Here is a 23511-nt window from a genome sequence, read left to right as displayed (position 1 = left end):
GGCGGATCTTATCAGTCGTCGGCAAAAGGAGACAGTTCACGCAGACGGTTGATAATGACCGGCAGTTTCTCGAGCACGGTATCAATGTCCTCTTCTGTGTTATAGCGACTCAGGCTGAAACGGATTGAGCCGTGCAGGCTGGAGCGCGGAACATCCATGGCGCGCAGCACATGCGACGGCTCCAGCGAGCCCGACGCACAGGCTGAACCCGTCGAGGCACAGATGCCCTGATCGTCCATCATGAGCAGAATGGCTTCGCCTTCCACATATTCAAAACTGATATTTGTCGTGTTCGGCAGACGGTTTGAAGGATCGCCATTCACCTGCGCTCCTTTGCACGTAGCCAGGATACCCTCTTCAAGACGGTCGCGCAGTTTACGCTCATGCACTACATCCTTTTCCATGCGTTCCCGGGCCAGCTCACAGGCTTTTCCAAGACCGACAATGTAGGGCACATTTTCCGTACCGGCACGGCGGCCGCGTTCCTGATGCCCGCCCATGATATGCGGGGTCACCTTGGTCCCGCGCTGCACATAAAGCGCACCGATACCTTTCGGGGCATGCAGTTTGTGACCGGAAATAGAAAGCATATCGACGGGAATATCTTTCACCGAAATCGGCAGCTTTCCGGCAATCTGAACTGCATCCGTATGGAAGACTCCGCCTCCCTCTTTAATGATGTCCGCAATTTCAGCGATTGGAAAAATGACGCCGGTTTCGTTATTCGCCCACATGATCGATGCGACCGTCTTCTTGCCGGACATCGATTTTTCACGCACGACATCCAGATCCAGATTTCCTTTTCTGTCGACCTCAAGCGTAGTCAGGCGAAACCCTTTATCTTCGAGATAGTGGCAGGGACCGAGAACGGCCGCGTGTTCAACGCGCGTTGTGATCAGGTGCGGATGACCTCCCATGGCATCCACCGCGCCGCGGATCGCCATATTATCAGATTCCGAACCGCAGCTGGTGAAAATAATTTCGTTCGGGTGTTCGGCTCCGATCAGTGCCGCTACCTGCTCGCGTGCCGTATCGAGCGCGCGTTTAACCTGTCCTCCGAAATTATGCATCGAAGACGGATTTCCCCAGTGCTCGGTAAGGTATGGAAGAATGGCTTCCGTCACTTCCGGTGCAATTTGTGTCGTAGCGTTGTTATCGATATAAACCGGCTGTTTCATTTTTTATTCCTATCGTTCAAAAAGAGCTAAAAACGAGTTTTCGATCGGCTTCCTGCTCAACGGCTCCTTAAAATGAAAACCTTATATTCAGCCGGAAGACCTTTGCGTTCCTGCCCGCACACCAGATCGTGTTTGTCCGGCGTTTCGAGCAGGGCGCTTCGGGCTACACCGCCTCCACAATAATATTCTGCGAAACCGCCTCGCGAAGCTGGGTTTCGACCACATCTTTGAGGGTTACGGCCGATACCGGACAGCTGACGCAGGCACCGATGAATTTGACGATGACTTTATCGCCGTCCACATCGTGCAGCTCGAGGTCGCCGTTGTCGCGGCGCAGAATCGGCCGCACCTGCCGATCAATCGTCTCTTCGATCAGCTTGATTTTCTGAAGCTGCGTCAATTTCGGTTTCGGCTCTTCTTCCGCCTGTTCTTCGCCGATGACGCGGTTGATGATTTCTTCGATCTCCGGAATACACTGTCCGCAACCGCCGCCCGCTTTACAGGCATGGGTCACATCCTCAGCCGTTGCCAGCTTCTGTTCGCGGGTGATCTTTTCGATCTCTTTATCCGTTGCGCCGAAACAGTGACAGATCACCTCGCCATCAATGTGCTTATCCAGTTTTTTACCGGTACGGTAATTGTAGATAGCCGCTTCAAGGGCTTCACGCCCCATCACCGAACAGTGCACCTTCTGCTTCGGCAGCTCGCCCAGATAGGCAATGATGTCCGCGTTGGTGATCTCTTCGGCTTCTTCGACCGTCTTGCCGATCAGCATTTCCGTGAGTGCCGACGAAGAAGCAATCGCCGAAGCGCAGCCGAAGGTCTGGAATTTCGCCTCGGCGATTTTTTTCTCTTCGTTCAGCCTGAAGGTCAGCCGAAGCGCATCTCCGCAGGCCAGCGAACCGGCCAATCCGTCCCCATCCGGATTTTCAACAGCCCCTACATTTCTTGGATTTTTAAAGTGGTCGGTTACTTTATCCGTATATTCCCACATTCCGGTTACTTACCCCTGGTCTTTCTGGTCAGCTCAATTCGAGCATCCGTTCGATCGAGAGCCGGGCTTTGTCCGCAATTTCCTCGGGGACCGTAATGCGATGCTGCATGTCCTCAAGTGACCAGAGCACCTTTTCCAGATCGATTTTTTTCATATTAGGACAAAGAGCGCGGTCGCTGACGGAATAGAATTTCTTCTCCGGATTTTCATTACGAAGGCGGTAAAGCAGCCCCATTTCGGTGGCCACAATAAATTCCGTTTCGTCCGACTCTTTGGCGTGAGTGATCATCTGACCGGTCGATAGCAGGTAGTCTGCCAAGTCGCGGATCGGCAGCGGACATTCCGGGTGCGCCATGATCTTGGCGTTCGGATGATCTTCAAGCTCGCGTTTAATATCCACGTCGCGGATTCGCGAGTGCGTCGGGCAGTATCCGTCCCAAATCACCATCTCGCGTCCGAGCTCTTCCTGAACGTAGTGGCCGAGATGAGTATCGGGCACGAAAATGATCGTTTTATCGGCCGGTACAGAGTCTACAATTTTCATGGCATTCGAAGAGGTCACACAAAGATCGCTCTCGGCTTTCACTGCCGCAGAGCTGTTCACATACGCAATAACGACCGCGCCCGGATGCTCTGCCTTTTTTGCCCGAAGTGCTTCTGCGGTAATCATATCAGCCATTGGGCATCCGGCAAACTGATCCGGCAGCAGAATCTTTTTTTCCGGACTCAGAATCGCTGCGGTCTCGGCCATGAAATGTACCCCGCAGAAGACAATGACCTCTTCATCAAGCTCGGCCGCTTTGCGGCTGAGTTCCAGCGAGTCGCCGGTGAAATCAGCAATGGCCTGCACCTCATCGGGCTGATAGTTATGGGCAATAATAATGGCCCCTCGTTCGCGCTTCAGTTTCTGAATTTTTTCTTCAATCGTCTGCATAGTTTGTCCTCGGCAAAGCGGCGTATATAAAACGAAGCGTGTAGTAAAAACAAAACAAAAAGGATGGCAGTTCCCCGCCATCCTGTATCTGGAAAACTACATTGTTGTACGGGTTCCGGAAAATCCGGAAATTTTTGACGTAAAAATGCGACGTTTTTTACGCGGTCCGGAGATCAGTCTTTCAACCTTTTCGGTTTGCAGACCTTGCCTTTGTTTTTGACCACGGCACCGCATTTTTTACACTCGAAGTGATCTTTTTTCTTTTTATGGGTCGACTTGCCTTTTTTACATCCCATAGGTCGCACCTCAATTAGATTCTGAGCTGGTTCTATCGCTCAGCGTCGGCACCGTCTACCGAAAATATCAGAAAATAAGCGGCGACTAAAATTCAAGCTGATCCCCCAGGCAGGTATCCACCAGAGCGGCGGTCTTCAGCCATGGATGATCCGCTGGAACCACCTTGGTCCGTCCCGCCACCTCGTTCAGCGGAACCGCCTCGCAGGTTTCTCCTTTCAGCCCCACCATCACATTATAAATCCCGTCGTGCAGCAGTTCACCGGCTTTCGTCCCAAGCCGTGTGGAGAGCAGGCGGTCGGTTGCCGTGGGCGATCCCCCGCGCTGCACATGACCCAGCGAGGTATAGCGCACTTCGATCCCGGCAGCCTGCTGGATTTCGCGCGCCACACGACTGGCCACCGGTTCCTGAATCAAACCTTCAACTTCCCCGTCACGCGGAATTTTCTTTTTTTTACGCCCCTCTGAAGCCTCGGTTTTCGAAATTGCACCTTCTGCAACAGCGATAATCGAAAACCGCTTATTATGGTGACGCCGCGCCATAAGGTGCTCTACAACATGCTCAAGATCATACGGAATTTCCGGCAGCAGAATCACATCCGCTCCTCCCGCAATTCCTGCTCCCAGCGTCAGCCAGCCGGCTTTATGCCCCATGATTTCGCAGACAATCGCACGATGATGACTGCTCGCCGTCGTATGCAAACGGTCAATGGCTTCGGTCGCAATGGCCATTGAAGAATCAAAACCAAACGTAATATCGGTGCCGGCCACATCGTTATCAATCGTTTTCGGCAGCGTCAGCACATTCAGCCCGGCTTCATGCAGGCGCATCGCATTTTTCTGCGTGCCGTTTCCTCCGAGACAGACCAGACAGTCGATATGATTTTTCCGGGCATTGGAAACCGCGACTTCGGTCATATCCAGCACCTTATCGCCCATAGGCATTTTGTGGGGTTTATCGCGACTCGATCCCAGAAAGGTTCCGCCGTGCGTCAGAATGCCGCTGACATCCTTATCATCCAGCATCATCACCCGGTTTTCGACCAGACCGCGAAATCCGTCCTGAATTCCAATCACGGTTGTCCCCTGCCCGAGCGCCGCTTTCGCCACTCCGCGGATAGCTGCATTGAGTCCCGGACAGTCTCCGCCCGATGTTAAAATTCCGATGGTTTTTGTTTTGGTTTCCATACCGAAAATCTATTCTGACTGCCGGGTGTTCCGCCAGTCCAAACATTGGAAATCCCGCCTAAAACCTGCCTGATGCTGCTGGTAAGCAACGGAAAAAGGATCTGAAAACCGGGCTTTCCGTGTGTTTGATTATGTACTCTGCGATTCCGGCCGATGCGGTTCAAACCGGGTGCGACGTTTTTTCTCGGCGTCGACAAGAGCCGAGCAGGCGTTGTTATACAGCACCTCCTGACTTCGGATCTTTTTTACACCGCGGCTGCTCACCCGCTCGTAGGTTCCCGAAGGCTTCAGCACCCACGCACTCTGGTTGTCTGCATTGTGGATCTCATTCATTCTGATCAGTTGATCCCGGCAGCCCGGATCTTCCACCGGCACCATCAACTCCAGCCGTTTGTCCAGATTCCGCGGCATCCAGTCCGCGCTCGCAATATAGACCCGTGGTTTTCCGCCGTGATGAAAATGAATGATGCGAGCATGTTCCAGATAGCGATCGATGATGCTGGTGACGGTGATATTCGCAATCGGTTTCAGGCAGCAGATCCCCCGAACATTCAGGTTGATTTTCACACCCGCCTTCGCGGCTTCATACAGTTTTTCCGAAAGCACCACATCCACCAACGAGTTCACCTTGGCATTCACCAGCGCCTTTTTGCCTTTTTTGGCGCGTTCAATTTCAAAATCAATCATCTCCAACAACTTATCGCGCATACTGATCGGTGCCATGCTGATAAGATTAAAATCGCGTGGCTGAGCATATCCGCAGAGCGCATTGAAAAAACCGGCGGCATCATTGCCCAGATCGGGGTTACAGGTCATATAGCTGATATCGCCATACAGTTTGGCGGTGGATTCGTTATAATTCCCCGTGCCGAAATGGCAATAGCGCACCACCCCGGCCGGTTCACGGCGCACCACCATGCAGATTTTAGCATGGGTCTTATACCCCTTGACACCGTATATCACCTGCACTCCGCACTGCTCCAGCGCACGCGACCAGGAAATATTCTGCGCTTCATCAAACCGCGCCTTAAGCTCTATCAGCGCCGTGACATTCACCCCGTTTTCCGCGGCCCGTTTGAGAGCGGCAATAATCGCGCTGTCGGAACTGGTGCGGTACAGCACCATCTTAATCGCCATGGTATCGGGATCAGCCGCCGCCTCTTCAATAAAGCGAACCACCGGATCGAACGTTTCATACGGATGATAAAACAGCAGATCTTTTTTTGCGATCTGACCAAACATCGGTTCGTTCGGAATTACGTCAGGCGAAGCCTGAGGCGGCCACGGCTCCACCTTGAGCTCATCGTATCCCGGTATAAACATCGACATAAAATCCTTCATGTTCAATACGTCGTCGATCAAAAATATCGCTTCGGCCGAAACCTGCAAACTGGCCGAAAGAAACTTCAACACACCTTTGGAAACGGCAGATTTAACCTCAAGCCGAACGCAATCGCCCGTCTTCCGTTCTTCCAGCACATCCTCCATGCCCCGCATGAGATCCGGCGCTTCATTTTCCGCAACGGCAAAGTCCGCATTCCGGGTGATGCGGAACTGTGCACATTCCATAACCTCATAGCCAGGAAACCAGTCGGCCGCATATTTTTTCACCACCTCTTCACGCAGCACATAAACATAGCCCTCATCGCTCGGCAGCTGCACAATACGAGAACCAGCCCGATCCAGCGACATGACGGCATAAAGATTTTTTCGATCTCCGGACGCTTTGTCCTGCAAACGTACCAGTACATTCAGCGCCAGATTCCGGATCATCGGCACACTCTGCCCATCACACAGCGCCACCGGTGTAATCACCGGAAACAGCTCCTCTTTAAAAAGCTCAAAAACAAATGCATCCTGCTCCGCCGTCAACGCATGAATGTCCGCATGCCGGATTCCGCCCCGCTCCAACGCCGGTGAAACCACATCGTTAAAACAGCTGTGCAATTCCTTCATCATTTTCTGCGAGCGCGGATAGATTTCCTTCAACTGCGCCAGCGGCGTCATACCTGCCGGATCTTTTTTACGCAGTCCCGCTTTACGGGCCATGGCCAGCCCGCCGACACGGACCATGAAAAACTCATCCAGGTTGGAGGCCGTGATGGCCAGGAACTTCAACCGCTCCAGCATCGGATTACGCGGATCTTTCGCCTGTTCGAGCACCCGCTGGTTGAACTCGAGCCAGCTCAGTTCCCGGTTGAAATAGTTAGATTTCGGTGTAGTTTTCGCCATTCTGTATCTGCCTGTTTTTTTTAAAATGTCCGCAGTTTAAGCGGTCTGCATACCCGTTTCCGCACCAAGCACTTATCCCCGTCTTCTTCTAGACCTTAAAACCATGGTGCGACCATAGACCTGTTCAAACAGTTTTGCCTTACCCGCAAGCGCCCGTTTCTCCGCCGTAAAATCACCGGACCGGGTGGTCTCAACCACCACTTCCTCTTCGTGAACACTAATTTTCACATCGCGGATGGCCTGCGTGTGCGAACGGTCAAAGGCATCGGCGGCTCGAAGAATGGCCGCCAGTTTATTCACCGCCAGCCGGTTTTCACGTGTAAGTGTTCCATAGCCCGGATGCCCCGGCCGGGGATTGGCCCGACGATGATACCGCGCCACCAGCGCCACCAGTTTGATATCTTCTTCGCCGAGCCCGAACAGATCGCTGTTTTCAATAATGTACTGACTGTGTTTATGATGACTGCTGCTGCCGATAAACATACCTACGTCGTGAAGTTGAGCGGCCACCGTCAAAATGACTTCATAGCGGAAACTCAACTTATGCTCACGCTTCAGCGCCCGGAAAATCGCACGCGAAATCTCTGTTACGCAATCGGCATGATTCTGATCCAGCTGATAGCGCCGGCCGACTTCGTGCACAGAGTGCAGCACCTGTTCCACAAAGTCCTCACTCCAGGCTCCCCCGCTCGCCGCTTCCGTCAGCAGCCCATCCCGCAAGGAGGCGCCGCAGACGGATACTTTTTTCACCCCGAATGCCTGCGCCAGTTTCACATAAGTTAAGAGCGCAGGCGCAAGCGTCTGCGCCTCTTCAATGGTCATGTGGTATTTGCGGACCACCTTCTCCACATCCATGGACAAGATTTTTTCGGCCAGCTTTTCCAATTCGTTCAGTCTGATATCAATAACCGACTGTTCATCCCAGTCCGCATCAACCGTCTGCGCGGTAAAACGGGCCTCGCCCCCCATCAGAAGAAGTGAAAGCGGTTGTCCGTCGCGCGGCACCGCATCGCGACACTGGCGGATACCGGAATCGATTTCCATCTGCAGCACGTCGCGTTTCCGTGCAACGGAACCTTCCTGACCGTCCATCGCCTCGCGCAGGCGATAGGCCCCCATGCGGTAAATATGGGCAAAAGAAACCCGCCCCTGATCCAACCCCAGCAGTTCGGTACTGCCACCGCCGACTTCTGCCACCAACAACCTGTTTTTCCGGAGACCGGAATATTTTTTCAACGTCGGCTGGATGGCCAGAAAGGTCAGGCGATTGACTTCTGTGCCATCAATGGCCTGAACCTCAATATCCGTCGCCATGGACACCCGATCAATAAATTCATCACGGTTCCGGGCCTCGCGCACAGCACTGGTTGCCACCGCATAAACATCCTTTTTCGGATCAATATTATATTCGTTCAATACACTCGAAAAATTGCGCAGCACCTTGACGGCATCACCGATTGTTGATCGCGAAATGCGGCCACGGGTAAACGTATCACTGCCAATGGAGACACTCTGATTGAGCGTATCCAATGTCTGGAAGGTTCCGTTCCCGAAAACCTGAGCCACCACCATCCGGATAGAGGTGGAACCGATATCGATTACCGCTTTGAGTTGATAGGTTATGGAATGGTCTGATTTTTCTGCCATATAATGTCCTCTTGAGCAGTTTAGGGTAGAACGTGTTCCGGCCAAGCGCAATGAATGTTAATGTTTTGTTTACGCTCCGGCCGATCCGCATCGCGCTTGATTATGGGCGGGTTCCCATTGATCAACCGGCTTTATGGATTGATTCATACAACGCTCAGGCTACACTGTGCGTTTTGATTTTTTTATGGGAGAACGAATGGCGGATAAAAAAGAAACACCGATGATGCAGCAATACCGGACCATCCGGCGTGAGCTGCCGGAAGATACCATCCTATTTTTCCGTCTGGGCGATTTCTATGAAATGTTTTTCGATGATGCCAAAACCGCCTCAGACATTCTCGGCATCACCCTGACCAAACGGCACAATACACCCATGTGCGGGGTGCCCTACCATTCAGCCGGCGGTTATCTCGAACGGCTGGTGAAAGCCGGCGTAAAGGTCGCCATATGTGAACAGATCGAAGATCCCGCCACAGCCAAAGGGGTGGTAAAGCGCGACGTGACCCGCATCATTACACCAGGCACCATTCTCGATGAAGTGACGCTGGAGGGAAATCAGAACAATTTTCTGGCGGGGCTCTATAAAGAGAAAAACCGCTACGGAATGGCTATGCTGGACCTCTCCACCGGCGAATTCTGGATCGAAGAGCCGGAAGATGTGCTGAGTGTGCAATCCAATCTCTCCCGTTATGCCCCGGCTGAATGCATTGTGGCCGAAGAACAGATGGATACTCCGGAGTTTTCCGAGCTGACGCTCGAAGCCACGAATACCCTCTTAACCGCCTGCGAGGACTGGACGTTCGAGACAGCCTCCGCTAATGATTTTCTGTTGCGCCATTTTAATGTCCATTCACTGGAAGGCTTCGGATGTTCCGCCATGAGTGCGGCCCTCGGTGCGGCCGGTGCCGTACTGTATTACTGCAAAACCGAGCTCCGCCGAAACCTCGATCATGTCCGCACCATCCGCGTGAAAAATCCGGCCGACTACATGCTGCTCGACGAAACCACCGCCAGCAATCTCGAACTGGTTGTTCCGATCAACTCCAACCGGCAGGCCTATAAAGCCACACTGCTCAACGTGCTCGATTCCACCTGCACCGCCATGGGCGGCCGCCTGTTACGCGAGTGGGTCCTACGGCCTCTGAACAATCTTGAACAGATCAATGCCCGACACGATGCGGTCGAACTGATGACCAACAACCAGACTTATCTTCGTTCACTGCGTGACATACTCGGCGATATTAAAGACATTGAACGCCTGATTTCCCGCATCGGTTCCACCACCGGAAATCCGCGCGATGTGCGTGCTATGGGGGTTTCATTGCAGCAAATGCCGCTGATGAAGTCGCTGCTCATCAACAAAGGAACGATGCTCGAAATCCTCGGAGAGCAGATTACCTCGCTGCCTGAGATTGTGGCGCTGATTGAATCGGCCATTGTCGACGAACCGCCGATCAACCTGAAAGACGGAGGCGTGATTCGTGAAGGCTACCATCCCGAACTGGATGAACTGCGCGACGCCGCTACACAGGGCCGAAAATGGCTGGCCGATTTCCAGGCATCGGAAATGGAGCGCACCGGCATTAAAAACCTGAAGGTCCGGCATAACAAAGTGTTCGGATACTATATTGAAGTCAGCAAAGCCAATGTTGCGCTGGTGCCGGAGGATTACATCCGGAAACAGACTCTGGTCAATGCCGAGCGTTATATCACTCCCGAGCTGAAAGAATACGAAAACAAAATCTTCGGTGCGCAGGAACGTTCCGTCGCCCTTGAACAGGAAATTTTCAATGAAGTCCGCCGCCGGGTGGTTGACCATCTGGAAACCATTCAGAAAAATGCACTGGCCATCGGTCAGGTAGACGTACTCGCGACCTTTGCAGACCGGGCATTGGCCAACAATTACACCCGGCCACTGATGAACGACGATGGACGGCTTGATATTAAAGACGGGCGGCACGCCGTGGTTGAACAGATGCCCGATGCCGAACGTTTTGTTCCAAACGATACCCGGCTGGATCGCGAGACCCACCAGCTGATTATAATCACCGGTCCGAATATGGCCGGTAAGTCAACCTATATCCGGCAGGTCGCTCTGATTACCATTATGGCCCACATGGGCGGTTTTGTCCCGGCGGCGAAGGCCGAAATCGGAATCGTGGATCGCGTCTTCACCCGGGTGGGAGCAAGCGACGATCTGGCCCGTGGACGCTCCACCTTCATGGTGGAAATGCAGGAGACCGCCAACATTCTGAACAACGCCACACCGAAAAGCCTCATTGTGCTGGATGAAATCGGACGCGGCACCTCAACGTTCGACGGGATCAGTATCGCGTGGTCCGTGGCCGAGTTTCTCTGCAAAAATGAAGACATGAAGGCCAAGACACTTTTTGCCACGCATTATCATGAACTTACCGATCTCGCCCTGACCCTTCAGAATGTGCAGAATTTCAGCGTGCTGGTGAAAGAGAAAGGGGATTCAATTACTTTCCTGCGCAAAATTGTACCCGGTGCGGCAGACAAGAGTTACGGCATTCAGGTGGCCCGGCTGGCCGGCCTGCCGAATGCAGTCATCGAAAGAGCCAACGATATACTGACCAATCTCGAAGAGGGAGAACTCGGAGATACAGGTCAGCCGAAACTGGCCAGGAAACGTCCCCATAAACTTAAAGCGAATATTTCGCAGCTGGACCTGTTCTGATTTCAAAGAATTAGCAACTTGCATTCATAATCCGGTTCGCATTAGCCTGTTTTACGTTAACACGGGAGTATAGTCATGAGTAAGAAGTCGTTCGGTGTATCCGTCCTTTATATGGTTTTGGGACTGGTGTTCATTGCCGTCATCGGCCTGCGCACCATAAGCACTCCGGAACTCTGGACGCATCTAGCGCTGGGCCAGAATAACGGCCCGATCTCCTTTATTGAAGGAGACGCCTTTGTCAATACCAGCTGGCTCTACGATAAGCTGCTCTACATCGTATGGAACCTCGGCGGCGCATCACTGGTCATCATCCTTAACGTAATAGGTCTTGTTGCCGCCTTCTACCTGCTCATTCAAGTATCAAAAAAGTGGGGCGGCGGAATGGCTCAGGGGTTTGCCCTTCTCATTTGCGGACACCTGATCTTCCAGACGGTGGATGTCGGCCCCCGCACAGTGATGATGCTCTTTATTGCTCTCTTTCTGTTTATTTTGAATACCCGCCGCTCTCCGGCGGTACTCTTCGGCAGCCTGATTCCTCTCCAGATTCTCTGGACCAATATGCACAGTTCCTTCATTTACGGCCCAATCATTGTCGCGCTTACCGCGGCACAGGCCGCTCAAGCCGCAAAGGCACCCGGTGCGCGGAAAAAGAAGCAGGAAAATCAGTCCGGTCTGTTCGGTATTCTGACTGCGGTACTGCTGATATGCACGGTTGCGAACCCCTATTTTCTGAATATGCACGCTCAGATGATTACCAACATCAAATCTCCAGCGCCTGCATACTGGTCCTCGCTTTTCATTGAATACTATCAGATTCCGGAAGTTAAACCGCTGATCTTTTTCACCATGATCCTCGGAGCCGCCGGCCTGATTACCCTCAAAAAACGGCTACCTCTTGTACTGACCACACTGGCGATCTACAGTGCGTTTTTGGTTTGGACCTCACCGGCGACCGCAATGCTGTTCGCGGCCATGGCTTTCCCATTCATTGTGCTGAGCCTCACCTCAATCAGTGAATACCTCAACCACTCTTTCAAATCCATTCTCGGTGATAATGCAAAAGTAATGGCTCCGCTGACGGGAGCGATTCTCGCTGTATTGATCCTGCTCTCCATTGTTCCGATTATTCAGAACAAGGCCTATGTCAAAACCGGCAGTGCATCCACCTTCGGTCTCGGAGTGCAGGAAAACCTGTTCCCGAACGATCTCGAACCACTGTTTAACGATCCGGCCTTTCCCGAAACCGCCATCAATCTGGCGGCTGACGGCGGATACCTTGCCTTCAAATATGGGCGAAAATGTTTTATTGATTACCGCTCCGGAACGTATGACAAAGAACTCCTGAAAACCCTGAACAAGACTCTGCTCGGCGACCGCGAAGCCTATAACACTATTCAGGATAAATACCGCCCTGAAGCCTATATTATCAACACGCTCACCCCGGCCTCGGCCCAAGGAGTGGCCACACTCCTGAGCAATCCGATCTGGAAGCTCGCCTACTTCGATGGAACCACCGCTGTAGTACTCCAGAACAAAACCGAATTCCAAAGCCTGCTCAACAACACCGCTTTACAGCAAAGCGGCCTGGCCAAACTGGAGGCCGCGCGTAAAGCCTATGCCGCGCGCAACAGCAAAGGCGGAAATCCTGCCGAGCTGATCGGGGCCGGCAAGATCTATCTCGCCTTCAATCGGCCCGTCGAAGCAAAATCCATATTCTCGCTCATCCTCCGTGGAAATGCGGCAGCTCCGGCTGCATGGATCGGTCTCGGAAGCAGCCAGCTGATGCTAAAACAATTCAGCGATTCGGTAGCTTCACTGCGAAAGGCCACGCATCAGATGCCCGAAAGTCTGCTCGCCTGGGCTACTTATGCATCCGCCTGCAGACATGCGGGACTCTCCGACGAAGCAGAGGCTGCAGTGGAAAAAGCCCGCAAACTGGCCGCAAAGAATCGCGAAGCGAATAAAACCGAGGGCGAACCGAAGAAGGAATCTGTAAAACTGAAGCCAACCGAATCTCTTCAGGATATCACCATTCCCGAATAAGCCTGAATTCAGAATACGCTCATGGCCGGATTGCCTTAAGAACACTCCGGCCTTTTTCTGTTATCTGATGATTTTCCCCGAAAAGAAAGGTGTAGGAAAACAGCGCCAGCCCCCTGCTTTTCGATTTTTTCACCGCTTCAATCTGCCGAAGAATGCGTTCTTCATCATGCTTAAGATAGACCCCGACAACCACCGAATTACGAAACCCCTTCCGCCCTGCAGCCTTCTTCATGCTGCTTATGTAGCGGTCAAAAGAACGGGTGGCATAGTTCATTTGAACAGCCCAATCAATAAGCCCTGCACGAACCCAATGCCCTGAATCCTGATAGGCATGCGACCGTCCCTCGACCGGATTCCCCATCACACTGGCAGAAAGAATACATGATCCCGGACGTTCCACCTGCATCTCATAAGCAAGATCCCGAACAACTTTGGTCACAGAATCCCGTCGGAAATCTTCAATCTGTTTTTTCGTCACATCCCACCCGTATTTTTCATACAACGCGGACTGAGAAACCGAATCATAGGAAAAATCAGCACGACGTCTCAACTCCTGATCGGTTGCATCAGGATAGTTCTGTTTTGCCACCAGATGATAATCGTGCGGATAGCGGATATAGTCGAGGTGAATGCCCGCAACATCGTACGCGCAGAGCTCTTTTACAATCCCTTTAAGATGCTGACGAACCTCAGGCACCACCGGATTAACAAAAGCATACCAACCGGATGTCGGCAGCATCTTATCTCCGAACGAATCAACCATGAACCAGTCGGGATGCGCTGTCCAGAGCTGCCCCGCCGATTCCGGCGGCTCGGCACGGCCCTTCCAGCCCGGCAGCACATTCATATAGGCATGAACCCGAAGCCCGAGCGGCCGGGCCGAATCAACCGCCAGCTGCAGCGGGTCCCACCCCGGATCTTTTCCAAGGTCCGCAATCCGATGGCCGGAAAGTTCGTATGCCCATGGCTCAAGTGAACTGTTATAAAATGCCGTACCATTCCCGCGCACCTGAAAAAAAACATCCGTAAACCCGGCCTCCCCGACATTCCGGATAATGTTTCGGACATCCTCGGGATTGGAATAATCGAACCGGGTCACCCACAGTGCGCGGACCTGAGGCAGTTTCGGAGCAGTGGGCTGCACCCACACAAACAGAACTGCCACCAAAGCGGTGACTGCAATCAGAATAGCCAGTAAAACGCGAAATTGTTTCATTTTCAATTCCCGGGTGCAGTTTCCAGACATTGGAAATTTACACTACGGTGTACAATGTTCTAACCTTAAGGCGTTGTTACATGAAAGGAATTTATGAAGTATAAACGCATCCTCCTCAAAATCAGTGGTGAAGCGCTCCAGAACAGAGAAAAAGCCCTCAACCACGACCCGGAAATCATGGCCATGCTGGCCGCCCAGTTTAAAACCATGCTCGAAATGGGCGCCGAAATTGCCGTCGTGGTCGGAGGAGGTAACATCTTCCGCGGCCTGGCCGGTTCTCAGTCCGGCACGAACCGAACCACCGGCGACTACATGGGCATGCTGGCGACAGTCATCAACTCTCTCGCCATTCAAAATGCCCTCGAAAATGAAGGCATTGACACCCGCGTCATGACAGCCATCACGATGCGAGCCATCGCCGAACCGTTTATCCGCCGCAAAGCGGTGCGCCATCTGGAAAAAGGCCGCGTCGTCATTTTCGGTGCCGGTACGGGTAATCCCTACTTCACCACCGATTCCGCAGCCGCACTGCGCGCCTCAGAGATCAACGCGGATGTCCTGATGAAAGCCACCAAAGTCGACGGCATCTATACCGCTGATCCGGTCAAGGATCCGAATGCCACGAAATTTGAAACCATCACCTATCAGGATGCTCTCAACAAACAACTGAAAGTCATGGATGCCGCCGCCTTCTCGCTCTGCATGGAAAATGACATTCCCATCGTCGTGTTTGACTTTTTCAAGGAAAACGGGATGGTAGATGTCCTGACCGGCGTAGAGTCCGGAACACGGGTAACACACGCATAATTGAGGAAAAACAATGACCGACGAAATACTTTTGGAAGCCGAAGACAAGATGGATAAAACGCTGCAGTTTCTGCAACAGGAACTCAGCGGCCTGCGCACCGGAAAAGCTAATCCGGCCCTGGTCGACACGATCACCGTGGACTACTATGGAACCCCAACCCGACTGCGCGATCTGGCCAACATCTCCACTCCGGAGCCGCGTCTTATTGTGATCAATCCGTTCGATCCCTCATCGCTCGGCCTCATCGAAAAAGCCATTGTTGCTGCAAACATCGGTATTACCCCGATGAACGACGGACGCCTGATCCGCGTGCCGATTCCGGAACTCTCCGAAGAGCGCCGTAAGGATATGGCCAAAATGGCCGGCCGCACCACGGAAGAACAGCGCGTATCCGTCCGCAACATCCGTCGCGATGCAAATGATCAGATTAAGAACCTGCAGAAAAACGGCGACATCACTGAAGATGACCGCGACGCCGCTCTGGAACAGATCCAGAAATCCACCAACGAGCACATCAAAAAGATGGATGAGATGCTCGCGGCAAAAGAAAAAGATATTATGGAAGTTTAAAAGTGGTTATTTCCTGAAAATTTAATGGTTATCCACACCGGATAACCATTGATGAATAACCGATAATTGGAGTAAAGCGATTCTATGAAACCGAAAGTTCTCGTTGGAGTTTCCGGAGGTGTCGCTGCATACAAGGCAGCCGACGTCGTAAGTCAGCTGGTGAAAGCCGGCTGCGACGTCCGGGTGGTCATGACCGAATCCGCCACCAAATTCGTGGGGCCGGCAACCTTTGCCGCCCTGACCCAGGAAAAGGTACTGACATCCATGTTCCCGGAAAGCAACTCCGGCGGTATGGACATCATCTATCCACACCTCTATCCAGCAACAGAAGCAGACGCTTTTCTTGTTATCCCGGCGACAGCCAATACTATTTCAAAGATCGCACACGGTCTGGGCGATGATCTTGTTTCGTGTAGCGCCCTCTCACTGAAATCCGACTGCAAACGTATTTTCTGTCCGGCCATGAATTTTCAGATGTGGGGAAATCCCGTGGTGCAGGATAACGTGAAAAAACTGCTGCACTACGGCTGGCATCAGGTCGGGCCTGAAAAAGGCCGTATGGCCTGCGGAACCTCCGGATACGGCCGCCTGTCCGCCCAGACCGTTATTACGCAGATTGTGCTTAATTCGGTCTTCTGATGAACCGGACCCTGCTTGTTCTCTCCGGACCTACCCACGAATATATCGACCCCGTTCGTTTTATCGGCAATGCCAGCAGCGGACTCATGGGCAAGGCCATCGCGGAAGAGGCCCTGCGTCACAACGATCAAATTATTTTCATTTCCGGTCCGGTTGCTCCGACCCATCTTCCAGACCTTGGAAGTGCGGGACAGGTTGTTCGGGTGACGGAAGCCGAAGAAATGCTCGTTGCCGCACAGAGCCATTTCCACGCTGCAGATGTAATTATTTTTGCCGCTGCGGTGGCCGACTATACCCCGCAAGAAAAACAAACCGAAAAAATGGCCAAATCGGAGGAAGAGCTCATTCTTCGCCTGAAGGCCACACCGGATATTGCAAAAACCCTCTGCGCTTCAAAAACTGAAAACCAGATCGCCCTCGGGTTTGCACTTCAGACCGCTGAGGGAGAAAAAAACGCCCGACGGAAACTGAAATCCAAAAATCTCGACGGTATCGTTTTAAACACCCCGGCCACACTCGGTGCGGAGTCCGGCTCTTTCAGTTTTCTATCCGCAAAAAACGACGCCTTCGAACCCTGGGGAACAATCAGTAAAACCAAATGTGCCGAACACATTTTCCAGGCATTGGAAAAAATCAGCCGTGAAAAATAAAAAACTTCCGGCCGGTATAATTGAACAGCGTGGCAAAAACGATCGCGGTCAGGTTGGATACCGTAGTCTGAACTCCGAAAAACCGGATCAGAGCATCGCCGGACCAGGTACTGAGTAAAAACGCAGCAAACGAAACCCCCAGAAACAGAGCGATCTCGTGCAGCACCTTGTGCTTTCCGCCCTTGAATACAAAAAGCACGTTCGTGACGTAAGCCACAATATTCCCCCCCATAAATCCGGAAGCCTTGCACAGCCAGAAATGCTTCAGCCGCAGTGACTCTGAAATCGGTTCAATCTCGAGCCCGAGCAGCTGCGCAAAAAAATCATCCGGAGTCAAAGCCGGAAAAACAAACAGAGCCGTCAGATAGAAAATCGTAATATCCGTTGCGAATGCCAAACCGCCGCAAAATGCATATTTGAGAAACTGAACGCCCGGATGCTCCTTTTCCAGCAGGATTTTTTTAATGAATTCCATAATCATAAAGTATCTGAACACGTTTGAATTAGCAATTTTCATCTAGGAATTAATGGAGGTAAATCCGATTTTTTCATGGAGCCGGCAATCCCTGAATGCTAGGGTAATTCCAGAAGTTAAGGAAAGGAATGAACGCCCTACGTGGTACGAGTAATAGGTAACTCCTCTTACCCAATGATACACTAAAGGGAGCTTAACTTTCGGCCCGGTGCCTACATGCCGCTGAATAAGTGGTGGTTCTGGAATCCGGATTGATTCGCGCCCACATCTATTACCACGGTGATAGAGGTTCGCCTAGTAGACGGCCAACGCGGGGTTCCTTTTCCTTGCTTCATATTTTCTTCTGATTCGGGATACTCCTCCTCTTGCAACCTTAATCCCGCATCCGTTATCTTCCCCTTATGGATCTTTTCAGCCATCCATCCGAAAAACCGAAGCCGAAAGCCGGAGCAGGCACTGCACCGCTGGCCGCACGCATGCGCCCGAAGAACCTCGAGGATATGGTCGGACAGGAACATATTCTGGCCGATGACAAGTTGCTGCGCCGCGCCATCGAAGCCGATCGAATCAGTTCGATCATTCTCTATGGCCCCCCCGGATGTGGAAAAACGACGCTCGCGGAAGTTATTGCCAAAACCACCGATCGACGGTTTGAGCGAACCAGCGGCGTACTGGCCAATGTGTCCATTCTCCGGAAAATTCTGGAGGCGTCCAGTCATTGGAAAAAAATGAAGGGGCAGGACACCATTCTGTTCATCGATGAAATTCACCGCTTCAACAAATCGCAGCAGGATGTTCTCCTGCCCTATGTGGAAAACGGCGACATCATTATAATCGGTGCCACCACGCACAATCCATTTTTCTTCATCAACACTCCGCTCAACTCCCGCTCACAGATTTTCCAGCTCCAGCCGCTTTCCGAAGAATCCATTATTAAAGTTTTAACCCGCGCGCTTAAAGCTCCGCAGGGATTAAACAATCTTGTAACAGCCGACAATGAGGCGTTGCAACATCTGGCCTCCGTCTGCGAGGGCGATGCACGACGCTCTTTGAATGCCCTCGAAATCGCCGCGCTCACCACCCCGCCGGGTGATGACGGAATCGTGCACCTGACCAAATATGAAATTGAAGAATCCGTTCAGAAAAAAGCGGTCAACTACGACCACGACGAGGATGAACACTACGACACAATTTCCGCCTTTATCAAAAGCGTACGCGGATCCGATCCCAACGCGGCGGTCTACTGGCTGGCCAAAATGCTCTATGCCGGCGAAGACCCGCGTTTCATCGCCCGGCGTTTGATGATTCTGGCCTCCGAGGATATCGGCAATGCCGACCCGCGCGGCATCACCCTCGCCGTTTCCTGCATGCAGGCCGTGGAATTTATCGGTATGCCCGAAGCTCGCATCACCCTCGCCCAATGCACCACCTACCTCGCCTGCGCGCCAAAAAGCAATGCCGCCTATGTTGCAGTAAACGCTGCACTCGACGATGTGGAAAACGGCCGAACTCTCCCCGTTCCCAAACACCTGCAGAGCGGACCGAAGCCCGATAAGGGCGACCGGAAATACCAATATGCCCATGCTGGCGAAGGCCATTTTGTGGATCAGGAATATGTTCCCACCGACAAAATTTATTATGCCCCTACCAATCAGGGCTATGAAGACATCATTCGCAAACGCATTGAATATTGGAACAGTCAGCGGAAGAAAACCCCTTCCACCGAAAGACGGGATCACGGCCCCCGCCCTACATAACGCTGTAGCCGAGGTCCCCAACCTCATTCCGGCTCCAACGCCGCTCCACCGGAACGGCAGAATCCTGGCCCGCTCCGGAAAAATTTCCAGCCAAGTTCATCGACCTCGAATCGCCTGAAAATATCCGTCGCCAAACCCAGAACCCGCGGATCCGCTCCTTGCAAAAACGGCTCGCTCTTAATGCTCCGAAAAGGTTTATTTTGAATATGACCCTGACCAAACAAAAAATCCGAAAAACCATCGCAACCAAACGTACCGTGCTGGATCCCCAATGGCTGGAAAAAACCAGCACTCGGATAGTCGAAAATCTCCAATCATTGGAAGAGTTCCAATCGTCGGAAACAGTCGCGCTGTATAAGGCCATCGGCGGCGAAGTGAATCTGGAACTTTTATTTGAGATCTGCTGGTCGCTCGGAAAACGGACAGCCATCCCGGTTTTCAACCCGGAAACCCGGATTTATGAAATGGCGGAAATTACGGCATCCACGGCATTCGAAATCGGAAATTACGGCATTCAGGAACCTGTTTCTCCGTGTTTACTGCCGCTTTCGGACATTGACCTGATCGCCGTCCCCGGCGTTGCGTTCGACCCCTCCGGAAACCGACTGGGCCGCGGCGGCGGGTATTATGACCGGATGCTGTCCGGTTTTCCGGGAATTACAACCGGCATATGTTTTGATTTCCAATATGTGGAAACCGTTCCGGTGGACCTGCACGACCGGCCCGTAGACCACATCGTATCAGAAACAAAATGCAGGAAAGTTCCAAAGGAACGTTAGACAAAATCCTTCCTCTCGGGTTACTCTTTGTGAACCTATAAACACAAGGGGATCGTGCTGCCCGTATGGTGCCGTTGATTGCATCGGGCTTTCCATGGAGTGCGATCTATCATGAAACGGAGGTTACCGTGGAATTTGCAAGTTACACAGGTTTTGAATTTATCCTGGGCGTCGGATTCCTGGTGCTCGGATTCTTTTTTCATGCCTATATCACGAAAACCAATGCCATTGCCGCGAGCAAACAGGCCAAGGCGATTCTGGATGAAGCCCAGAAAGAAGCCGAAGTGGTGCGCCGCGAAGCAAAGGTGCAGGCAAAAGATGCCATCCTTCGCGCACGCGAAAATTCCGAGCGGGAGCTTTCCAAACAGCGAACCGACATCCTTGATCTGGAAAAAAGAGTCGTCAATCGCGAGAAAAACCTGACCAGCAAACTGGAAATGCTCAATAATAAAGAGCTTCAGCTTACCGGGCGGATGACAGAAATCAGCGAACAGAAGGATGTGCTGAGAGCGAAAGAAACCGAACTCAACCGTTTGATACACGAAGAAACCCTGCGGATTGAAGATGCTGCCAGCCTGTCCCGAGAAGAGGCCCGGAAAATCATCATGGACCGCATGAAGGAAGAGCTGAAGGCTGAAACTGACAGTCTGATTCGGCGCTCGCAGAAAGAGGCCAAAGAAGAAGCCCGTAAACGGGCCCGCGAGATCGTGGTGACTGCCATTCAGCGCTATTCCGCCGAGACGGTCAATGATGTCACCACCAGTCAGGTTAATCTGGAAAGTGACGATGTGAAAGGACGGATCATCGGTAAAGAGGGCCGGAATATAAAATCGTTCGAAGCCGAAACCGGGGTGAATGTCCTCATCGATGAAACCCCGGAAGTGGTTGTGCTCTCGTGTTACGACCCGATTCGACGTGAAATTGCACGCGTAGCTCTGGAACGACTGATCGAGGACGGCCGAATTCACCCGGCGCGAATTGAAGAAACCGTGACCAAAGTCAAAGAGGAAATCGACGACACGATCCGCCGCGCCGGGGAAGAGGCCTTGTTCGGACTGGGCATTACCGGGGTTGCTCCGGAGCTGGTTCATATTCTCGGTAAATTGAAATTCCGGACCAGCTATAATCAGAATGTTCTCGACCATTCCGTCGAGGCGGCCCACTTGATTGCAATGATGGCTGCCGACCTCGGGCTCGATCCGAAAACTGCAAAACGCTGCGGCATCTTTCACGATATCGGCAAAGCACTGGATCACGAAATGGAGGGCGGTCACGCCGAGATCGGAGCAAAAATTCTCCGAAAATACGGCGAGGAGCAACTGGTCTGGGAAGCCGTCGGGTCACAACACGAAGGTCTTGATGTGCACAGTATTTACGGCGTGCTTTGCGATGCCGCCGACGCACTCACCGCCGCCCGCCCCGGCGCCCGCATGGAAACCACCGACATCTATATTGAACGGCTGGAAAAAATTGAGCAGATTTGCAATCAGTATGCCGGTGTGAAAAGCAGTTATGCGGTTCAGGCCGGGCGGGAAATCCGTATTATGGTTGAACCCGAAAAATTCAACGACCATGGGGCCTCATTGCTTGCGAAAAATATTGCCAAACAGATCGGTAAGGAAGTTAAGATTCCCGGCACAGTTCGTGTGACGGTGATCCGCGAAACACGTTGCGTTGAATACGCGAAATAAGAAACGGTCAAAAATCTGAATCTCAAAGTCTGACATCGCCGTGATAAAATTCGGTATGTTACCATTCCGGCGATTTTAGACGTTCGAGAATCCGATTTCCGGCCCAACCAGATTGGATAGAAAAATGAGCAGAGTTGTTGAATTGAAGCACCCGCTGGTGAAACACCATATGGCTATGTTGCGGGATAAAAACACCCCAACTTACATTTTCAGGGATCAGATCCGTCGGCTTACGTTGCTGCTGGCCTACGAGGCTACCGCCACACTCCCCGTTGAAGAGGTGAATATTGAAACCCCGCTCTGCAACACGATGTGCAAACATATCACAACTCGCATCGGTCTCGTCCCGATTCTGCGCGCCGGCCTCGGAATGTGCGAAGCGGTTCAGGAACTGATCCCCCAGGCCGAAGTCTGGCATCTGGGTTTTTACCGCGATGAATCCACCCTCAAACCCGTTGAATATTACCAGAAGTTTTCGGAGCATCCTCCGGAAATCGCCTTTGTACTCGACCCGATGCTGGCCACAGGAGGCTCAGCCGTTGAAGCGGTGAATATGGTAAAGGACTGGGGCGCGGAAAATGTGTCCATGCTCTGCACCATAGCCTCTCCGGAAGGTATCGAAAAGGTTCAGAAGGCACATCCGGATGTCTCCATCTTCTCCTGTGCCATTGATGAAGGTCTGAACGAAAATGCCTATATTCTGCCCGGTCTGGGCGATGCCGGCGACCGCATCTTCAATACCCTCTAACGATAACCCCAAACGAAGGAGTAAACCCCATGAAAAAAACAGCCAAATATATGACTATTATGGTCTTGTTCGGCGCCATAGCCACCGCATCGGTTCAGGCCCACTGCCAAGTGCCCTGCGGCATATATGATGACGAAATGCGCGTAAAAATGATGTACGAACACGTCACCACCATCACCAAAGCCATGCAGCAGATTGAAGCCGGTCAGAACGCAAATCAGACCACCCGCTGGATCATGAACAAAGAAAAGCATGCTGAAGAAATCATCGAACTTGTTTCAGACTACTTCCTCGCCCAGCGCATCAAAGAAGGCATGGACCATTACGAAGACAATCTGAAAACCCTGCATCAGATCATTGTCTATTCCATGAAATGCAAACAGACCACCGATGTGGCGAACGCGAAAAAACTGAGTGAAGCCATTCACAAGCTGGAACACACCTACTTCGGTGAAAAACACCAGCACTAAACTCTACCACCAAAGGGAATAGGCCGGGTCCAGCGAAAAGGCATTTTCAATATGCCGAATTTCAGGATCACCTCCGGGCTCGCCGATCACCTCAATAACGTCAAACCGGATATAATCGGGTTTGGCGTTTTTCTTTTTCAGGTAGTTCACCGCAGCACGGGACAGACGTTTTCGCTTCGCGTTGTTAACTGCAGAAAACGGACGGCCGAAATCTTCATTTTTACGCGTTTTGACTTCGACAAAAACCAGAGCGTTCCCGTCGTCGGCCACAATATCGAGCTCATCGTGTTTTCCCGAACGAACCCGTTCTCCGATAATTTTCCAATGTTTGGAACGCAGGAATTTGACCGCAACCTTCTCCCCCCAGCGACCGGACTTCAGGTGCGGTGCCTCTTTCTTTCTCCAAGGGAGGATTTTAAGCCCTGAAAAGACAGAAGAAACACAAAAACGGAATCGGTCTGCATACCCATACTTTTTGTGCCTTTTACCGGCCATTC

General features: G+C 52.2%; 21 protein-coding genes. 11 read left to right on the top strand and 10 right to left on the bottom strand.

Annotation, left to right across the window (positions count from 1 at the left end; genetic code table 11):
• Nucleotides 1-11: 11 nt before the first annotated feature.
• The 7 genes from nifS to P9H32_RS17205 form a co-directional block, all read right to left on the bottom strand.
• Complete coding sequence (nifS, locus tag P9H32_RS17235; protein ID WP_322610165.1) at nucleotides 12-1178, bottom strand: cysteine desulfurase NifS; 1167 nt, start codon at nucleotides 1176-1178, stop codon at nucleotides 12-14.
• A 163-nt stretch (nucleotides 1179-1341) separates the two neighbouring features.
• Complete coding sequence (gene nifU / locus P9H32_RS17230) at nucleotides 1342-2172, bottom strand: Fe-S cluster assembly protein NifU (protein WP_322610164.1); 831 nt, start codon at nucleotides 2170-2172, stop codon at nucleotides 1342-1344.
• A gap of 28 nt (nucleotides 2173-2200) precedes the next feature.
• Nucleotides 2201-3106: a quinolinate synthase NadA gene (gene nadA, locus P9H32_RS17225; RefSeq protein ID WP_322610163.1), complete on the bottom strand. Its 906-nt coding sequence runs from the start codon at nucleotides 3104-3106 to the stop codon at nucleotides 2201-2203.
• Between the two features lie 173 nt (nucleotides 3107-3279).
• Nucleotides 3280-3402, bottom strand: a complete 123-nt coding sequence (locus tag P9H32_RS17220; RefSeq protein ID WP_322610162.1) for a hypothetical protein — start codon at nucleotides 3400-3402, stop codon at nucleotides 3280-3282.
• A gap of 85 nt (nucleotides 3403-3487) precedes the next feature.
• Nucleotides 3488-4588, bottom strand: coding sequence for a 6-phosphofructokinase (locus P9H32_RS17215; RefSeq protein ID WP_322610161.1), 1101 nt, complete (start codon nucleotides 4586-4588; stop codon nucleotides 3488-3490).
• Between the two features lie 129 nt (nucleotides 4589-4717).
• A complete protein-coding gene (ppk1, locus tag P9H32_RS17210) occupies nucleotides 4718-6820 on the bottom strand; it encodes a polyphosphate kinase 1 (RefSeq protein WP_322610160.1) in 2103 nt (700 codons plus the stop codon).
• Between the two features lie 72 nt (nucleotides 6821-6892).
• Nucleotides 6893-8467, bottom strand: coding sequence for a Ppx/GppA phosphatase family protein (locus tag P9H32_RS17205; RefSeq protein WP_322610159.1), 1575 nt, complete (start codon nucleotides 8465-8467; stop codon nucleotides 6893-6895).
• 196 nt (nucleotides 8468-8663) lie between these two features.
• Here P9H32_RS17205 and mutS point away from each other — a divergent pair, with 196 nt between their 5' ends.
• Together mutS and P9H32_RS17195 are read left to right on the top strand one after the other, a co-directional pair.
• Nucleotides 8664-11168 (top strand): DNA mismatch repair protein MutS, encoded by a 2505-nt coding sequence (mutS, locus tag P9H32_RS17200; RefSeq protein WP_322610158.1) that lies wholly within the window; start codon nucleotides 8664-8666, stop codon nucleotides 11166-11168.
• Between the two features lie 75 nt (nucleotides 11169-11243).
• Entirely contained in the window at nucleotides 11244-13211 is a 1968-nt protein-coding gene (locus tag P9H32_RS17195) for a tetratricopeptide repeat protein (protein WP_322610157.1), read from the top strand.
• A 19-nt stretch (nucleotides 13212-13230) separates the two neighbouring features.
• Here the strand turns inward: P9H32_RS17195 and P9H32_RS17190 are convergent, their stop codons facing one another.
• Nucleotides 13231-14427 carry a glycoside hydrolase family 10-like protein gene (locus P9H32_RS17190; RefSeq protein ID WP_322610156.1) on the bottom strand — a complete coding sequence of 399 codons (1197 nt, stop codon included), beginning with the start codon at nucleotides 14425-14427 and terminating at the stop codon, nucleotides 13231-13233.
• A gap of 93 nt (nucleotides 14428-14520) precedes the next feature.
• On the opposite strand from P9H32_RS17190, the gene pyrH reads away from it, so the two are divergent.
• The 4 genes from pyrH (at nucleotide 14521) to P9H32_RS17170 (ending at nucleotide 17094) form a co-directional block, all read left to right on the top strand.
• Nucleotides 14521-15234 carry a UMP kinase gene (gene pyrH / locus P9H32_RS17185; protein ID WP_322610155.1) on the top strand — a complete coding sequence of 238 codons (714 nt, stop codon included), beginning with the start codon at nucleotides 14521-14523 and terminating at the stop codon, nucleotides 15232-15234.
• Nucleotides 15235-15247: 13 nt separating this feature from the next.
• Nucleotides 15248-15805, top strand: coding sequence for a ribosome recycling factor (frr, locus tag P9H32_RS17180; RefSeq protein WP_322610154.1), 558 nt, complete (start codon nucleotides 15248-15250; stop codon nucleotides 15803-15805).
• Nucleotides 15806-15889: 84 nt separating this feature from the next.
• A complete protein-coding gene (locus tag P9H32_RS17175) occupies nucleotides 15890-16444 on the top strand; it encodes a flavoprotein (RefSeq protein WP_322610153.1) in 555 nt (184 codons plus the stop codon).
• The gene (locus P9H32_RS17170; RefSeq protein ID WP_322610152.1) at nucleotides 16444-17094 is read left to right on the top strand and encodes a phosphopantothenoylcysteine decarboxylase; all 651 of its coding nucleotides are present in this window, start codon (nucleotides 16444-16446) and stop codon (nucleotides 17092-17094) included. The genes P9H32_RS17175 and P9H32_RS17170 overlap by 1 nt, the downstream gene beginning before the upstream one ends.
• Here the strand turns inward: P9H32_RS17170 and P9H32_RS17165 are convergent.
• The gene (locus P9H32_RS17165) at nucleotides 17078-17575 is read right to left on the bottom strand and encodes a GtrA family protein (RefSeq protein ID WP_322610151.1); all 498 of its coding nucleotides are present in this window, start codon (nucleotides 17573-17575) and stop codon (nucleotides 17078-17080) included. The genes P9H32_RS17170 and P9H32_RS17165 overlap by 17 nt on opposite strands.
• Nucleotides 17576-17970: 395 nt before the next feature.
• Here P9H32_RS17165 and P9H32_RS17160 point away from each other — a divergent pair, with 395 nt between their 5' ends.
• From P9H32_RS17160 to P9H32_RS17140, 5 genes are all read left to right on the top strand, one after another.
• Nucleotides 17971-19326, top strand: coding sequence for a replication-associated recombination protein A (locus P9H32_RS17160; RefSeq protein WP_322610150.1), 1356 nt, complete (start codon nucleotides 17971-17973; stop codon nucleotides 19324-19326).
• Between the two features lie 206 nt (nucleotides 19327-19532).
• Nucleotides 19533-20105 (top strand): 5-formyltetrahydrofolate cyclo-ligase, encoded by a 573-nt coding sequence (locus tag P9H32_RS17155; RefSeq protein ID WP_322610149.1) that lies wholly within the window; start codon nucleotides 19533-19535, stop codon nucleotides 20103-20105.
• A 65-nt stretch (nucleotides 20106-20170) separates the two neighbouring features.
• On the top strand, nucleotides 20171-21796 hold the full coding sequence (rny, locus tag P9H32_RS17150) for a ribonuclease Y (RefSeq protein WP_322610148.1): 1626 nt from the start codon (nucleotides 20171-20173) through the stop codon (nucleotides 21794-21796).
• Between the two features lie 124 nt (nucleotides 21797-21920).
• The gene (upp, locus tag P9H32_RS17145) at nucleotides 21921-22544 is read left to right on the top strand and encodes a uracil phosphoribosyltransferase (protein WP_322610147.1); all 624 of its coding nucleotides are present in this window, start codon (nucleotides 21921-21923) and stop codon (nucleotides 22542-22544) included.
• Nucleotides 22545-22573: 29 nt separating this feature from the next.
• Nucleotides 22574-23014: a superoxide dismutase [Ni] gene (locus tag P9H32_RS17140; protein ID WP_322610146.1), complete on the top strand. Its 441-nt coding sequence runs from the start codon at nucleotides 22574-22576 to the stop codon at nucleotides 23012-23014.
• 3 nt (nucleotides 23015-23017) lie between these two features.
• Here the strand turns inward: P9H32_RS17140 and P9H32_RS17135 are convergent, their stop codons facing one another.
• Entirely contained in the window at nucleotides 23018-23509 is a 492-nt protein-coding gene (locus P9H32_RS17135; protein ID WP_322610145.1) for a YraN family protein, read from the bottom strand.
• Nucleotides 23510-23511: the final 2 nt, after the last annotated feature.

Source organism: Pontiella agarivorans (assembly GCF_034531395.1).
In the GTDB taxonomy this organism is placed as follows: Bacteria; Verrucomicrobiota; Kiritimatiellia; order Kiritimatiellales; family Pontiellaceae; genus Pontiella; species Pontiella agarivorans.
This window is presented reverse-complemented; position numbering and strand designations above follow the sequence as displayed.

Coding starts and splice junctions, on each gene's coding strand:
- nifS (WP_322610165.1), bottom strand. CDS start 1,178: ATGAAACAGCCGGTTTATATCGATAACAACGCTACGACACAAATTGCA.
- nifU (WP_322610164.1), bottom strand. CDS start 2,172: ATGTGGGAATATACGGATAAAGTAACCGACCACTTTAAAAATCCAAGA.
- nadA (WP_322610163.1), bottom strand. CDS start 3,106: ATGCAGACGATTGAAGAAAAAATTCAGAAACTGAAGCGCGAACGAGGG.
- P9H32_RS17220 (WP_322610162.1), bottom strand. CDS start 3,402: ATGGGATGTAAAAAAGGCAAGTCGACCCATAAAAAGAAAAAAGATCAC.
- P9H32_RS17215 (WP_322610161.1), bottom strand. CDS start 4,588: ATGGAAACCAAAACAAAAACCATCGGAATTTTAACATCGGGCGGAGAC.
- ppk1 (WP_322610160.1), bottom strand. CDS start 6,820: ATGGCGAAAACTACACCGAAATCTAACTATTTCAACCGGGAACTGAGC.
- P9H32_RS17205 (WP_322610159.1), bottom strand. CDS start 8,467: ATGGCAGAAAAATCAGACCATTCCATAACCTATCAACTCAAAGCGGTA.
- mutS (WP_322610158.1), top strand. CDS start 8,664: ATGGCGGATAAAAAAGAAACACCGATGATGCAGCAATACCGGACCATC.
- P9H32_RS17195 (WP_322610157.1), top strand. CDS start 11,244: ATGAGTAAGAAGTCGTTCGGTGTATCCGTCCTTTATATGGTTTTGGGA.
- P9H32_RS17190 (WP_322610156.1), bottom strand. CDS start 14,427: ATGAAACAATTTCGCGTTTTACTGGCTATTCTGATTGCAGTCACCGCT.
- pyrH (WP_322610155.1), top strand. CDS start 14,521: ATGAAGTATAAACGCATCCTCCTCAAAATCAGTGGTGAAGCGCTCCAG.
- frr (WP_322610154.1), top strand. CDS start 15,248: ATGACCGACGAAATACTTTTGGAAGCCGAAGACAAGATGGATAAAACG.
- P9H32_RS17175 (WP_322610153.1), top strand. CDS start 15,890: ATGAAACCGAAAGTTCTCGTTGGAGTTTCCGGAGGTGTCGCTGCATAC.
- P9H32_RS17170 (WP_322610152.1), top strand. CDS start 16,444: ATGAACCGGACCCTGCTTGTTCTCTCCGGACCTACCCACGAATATATC.
- P9H32_RS17165 (WP_322610151.1), bottom strand. CDS start 17,575: ATGATTATGGAATTCATTAAAAAAATCCTGCTGGAAAAGGAGCATCCG.
- P9H32_RS17160 (WP_322610150.1), top strand. CDS start 17,971: ATGGATCTTTTCAGCCATCCATCCGAAAAACCGAAGCCGAAAGCCGGA.
- P9H32_RS17155 (WP_322610149.1), top strand. CDS start 19,533: ATGACCCTGACCAAACAAAAAATCCGAAAAACCATCGCAACCAAACGT.
- rny (WP_322610148.1), top strand. CDS start 20,171: ATGGTGCCGTTGATTGCATCGGGCTTTCCATGGAGTGCGATCTATCAT.
- upp (WP_322610147.1), top strand. CDS start 21,921: ATGAGCAGAGTTGTTGAATTGAAGCACCCGCTGGTGAAACACCATATG.
- P9H32_RS17140 (WP_322610146.1), top strand. CDS start 22,574: ATGAAAAAAACAGCCAAATATATGACTATTATGGTCTTGTTCGGCGCC.
- P9H32_RS17135 (WP_322610145.1), bottom strand. CDS start 23,509: ATGGCCGGTAAAAGGCACAAAAAGTATGGGTATGCAGACCGATTCCGT.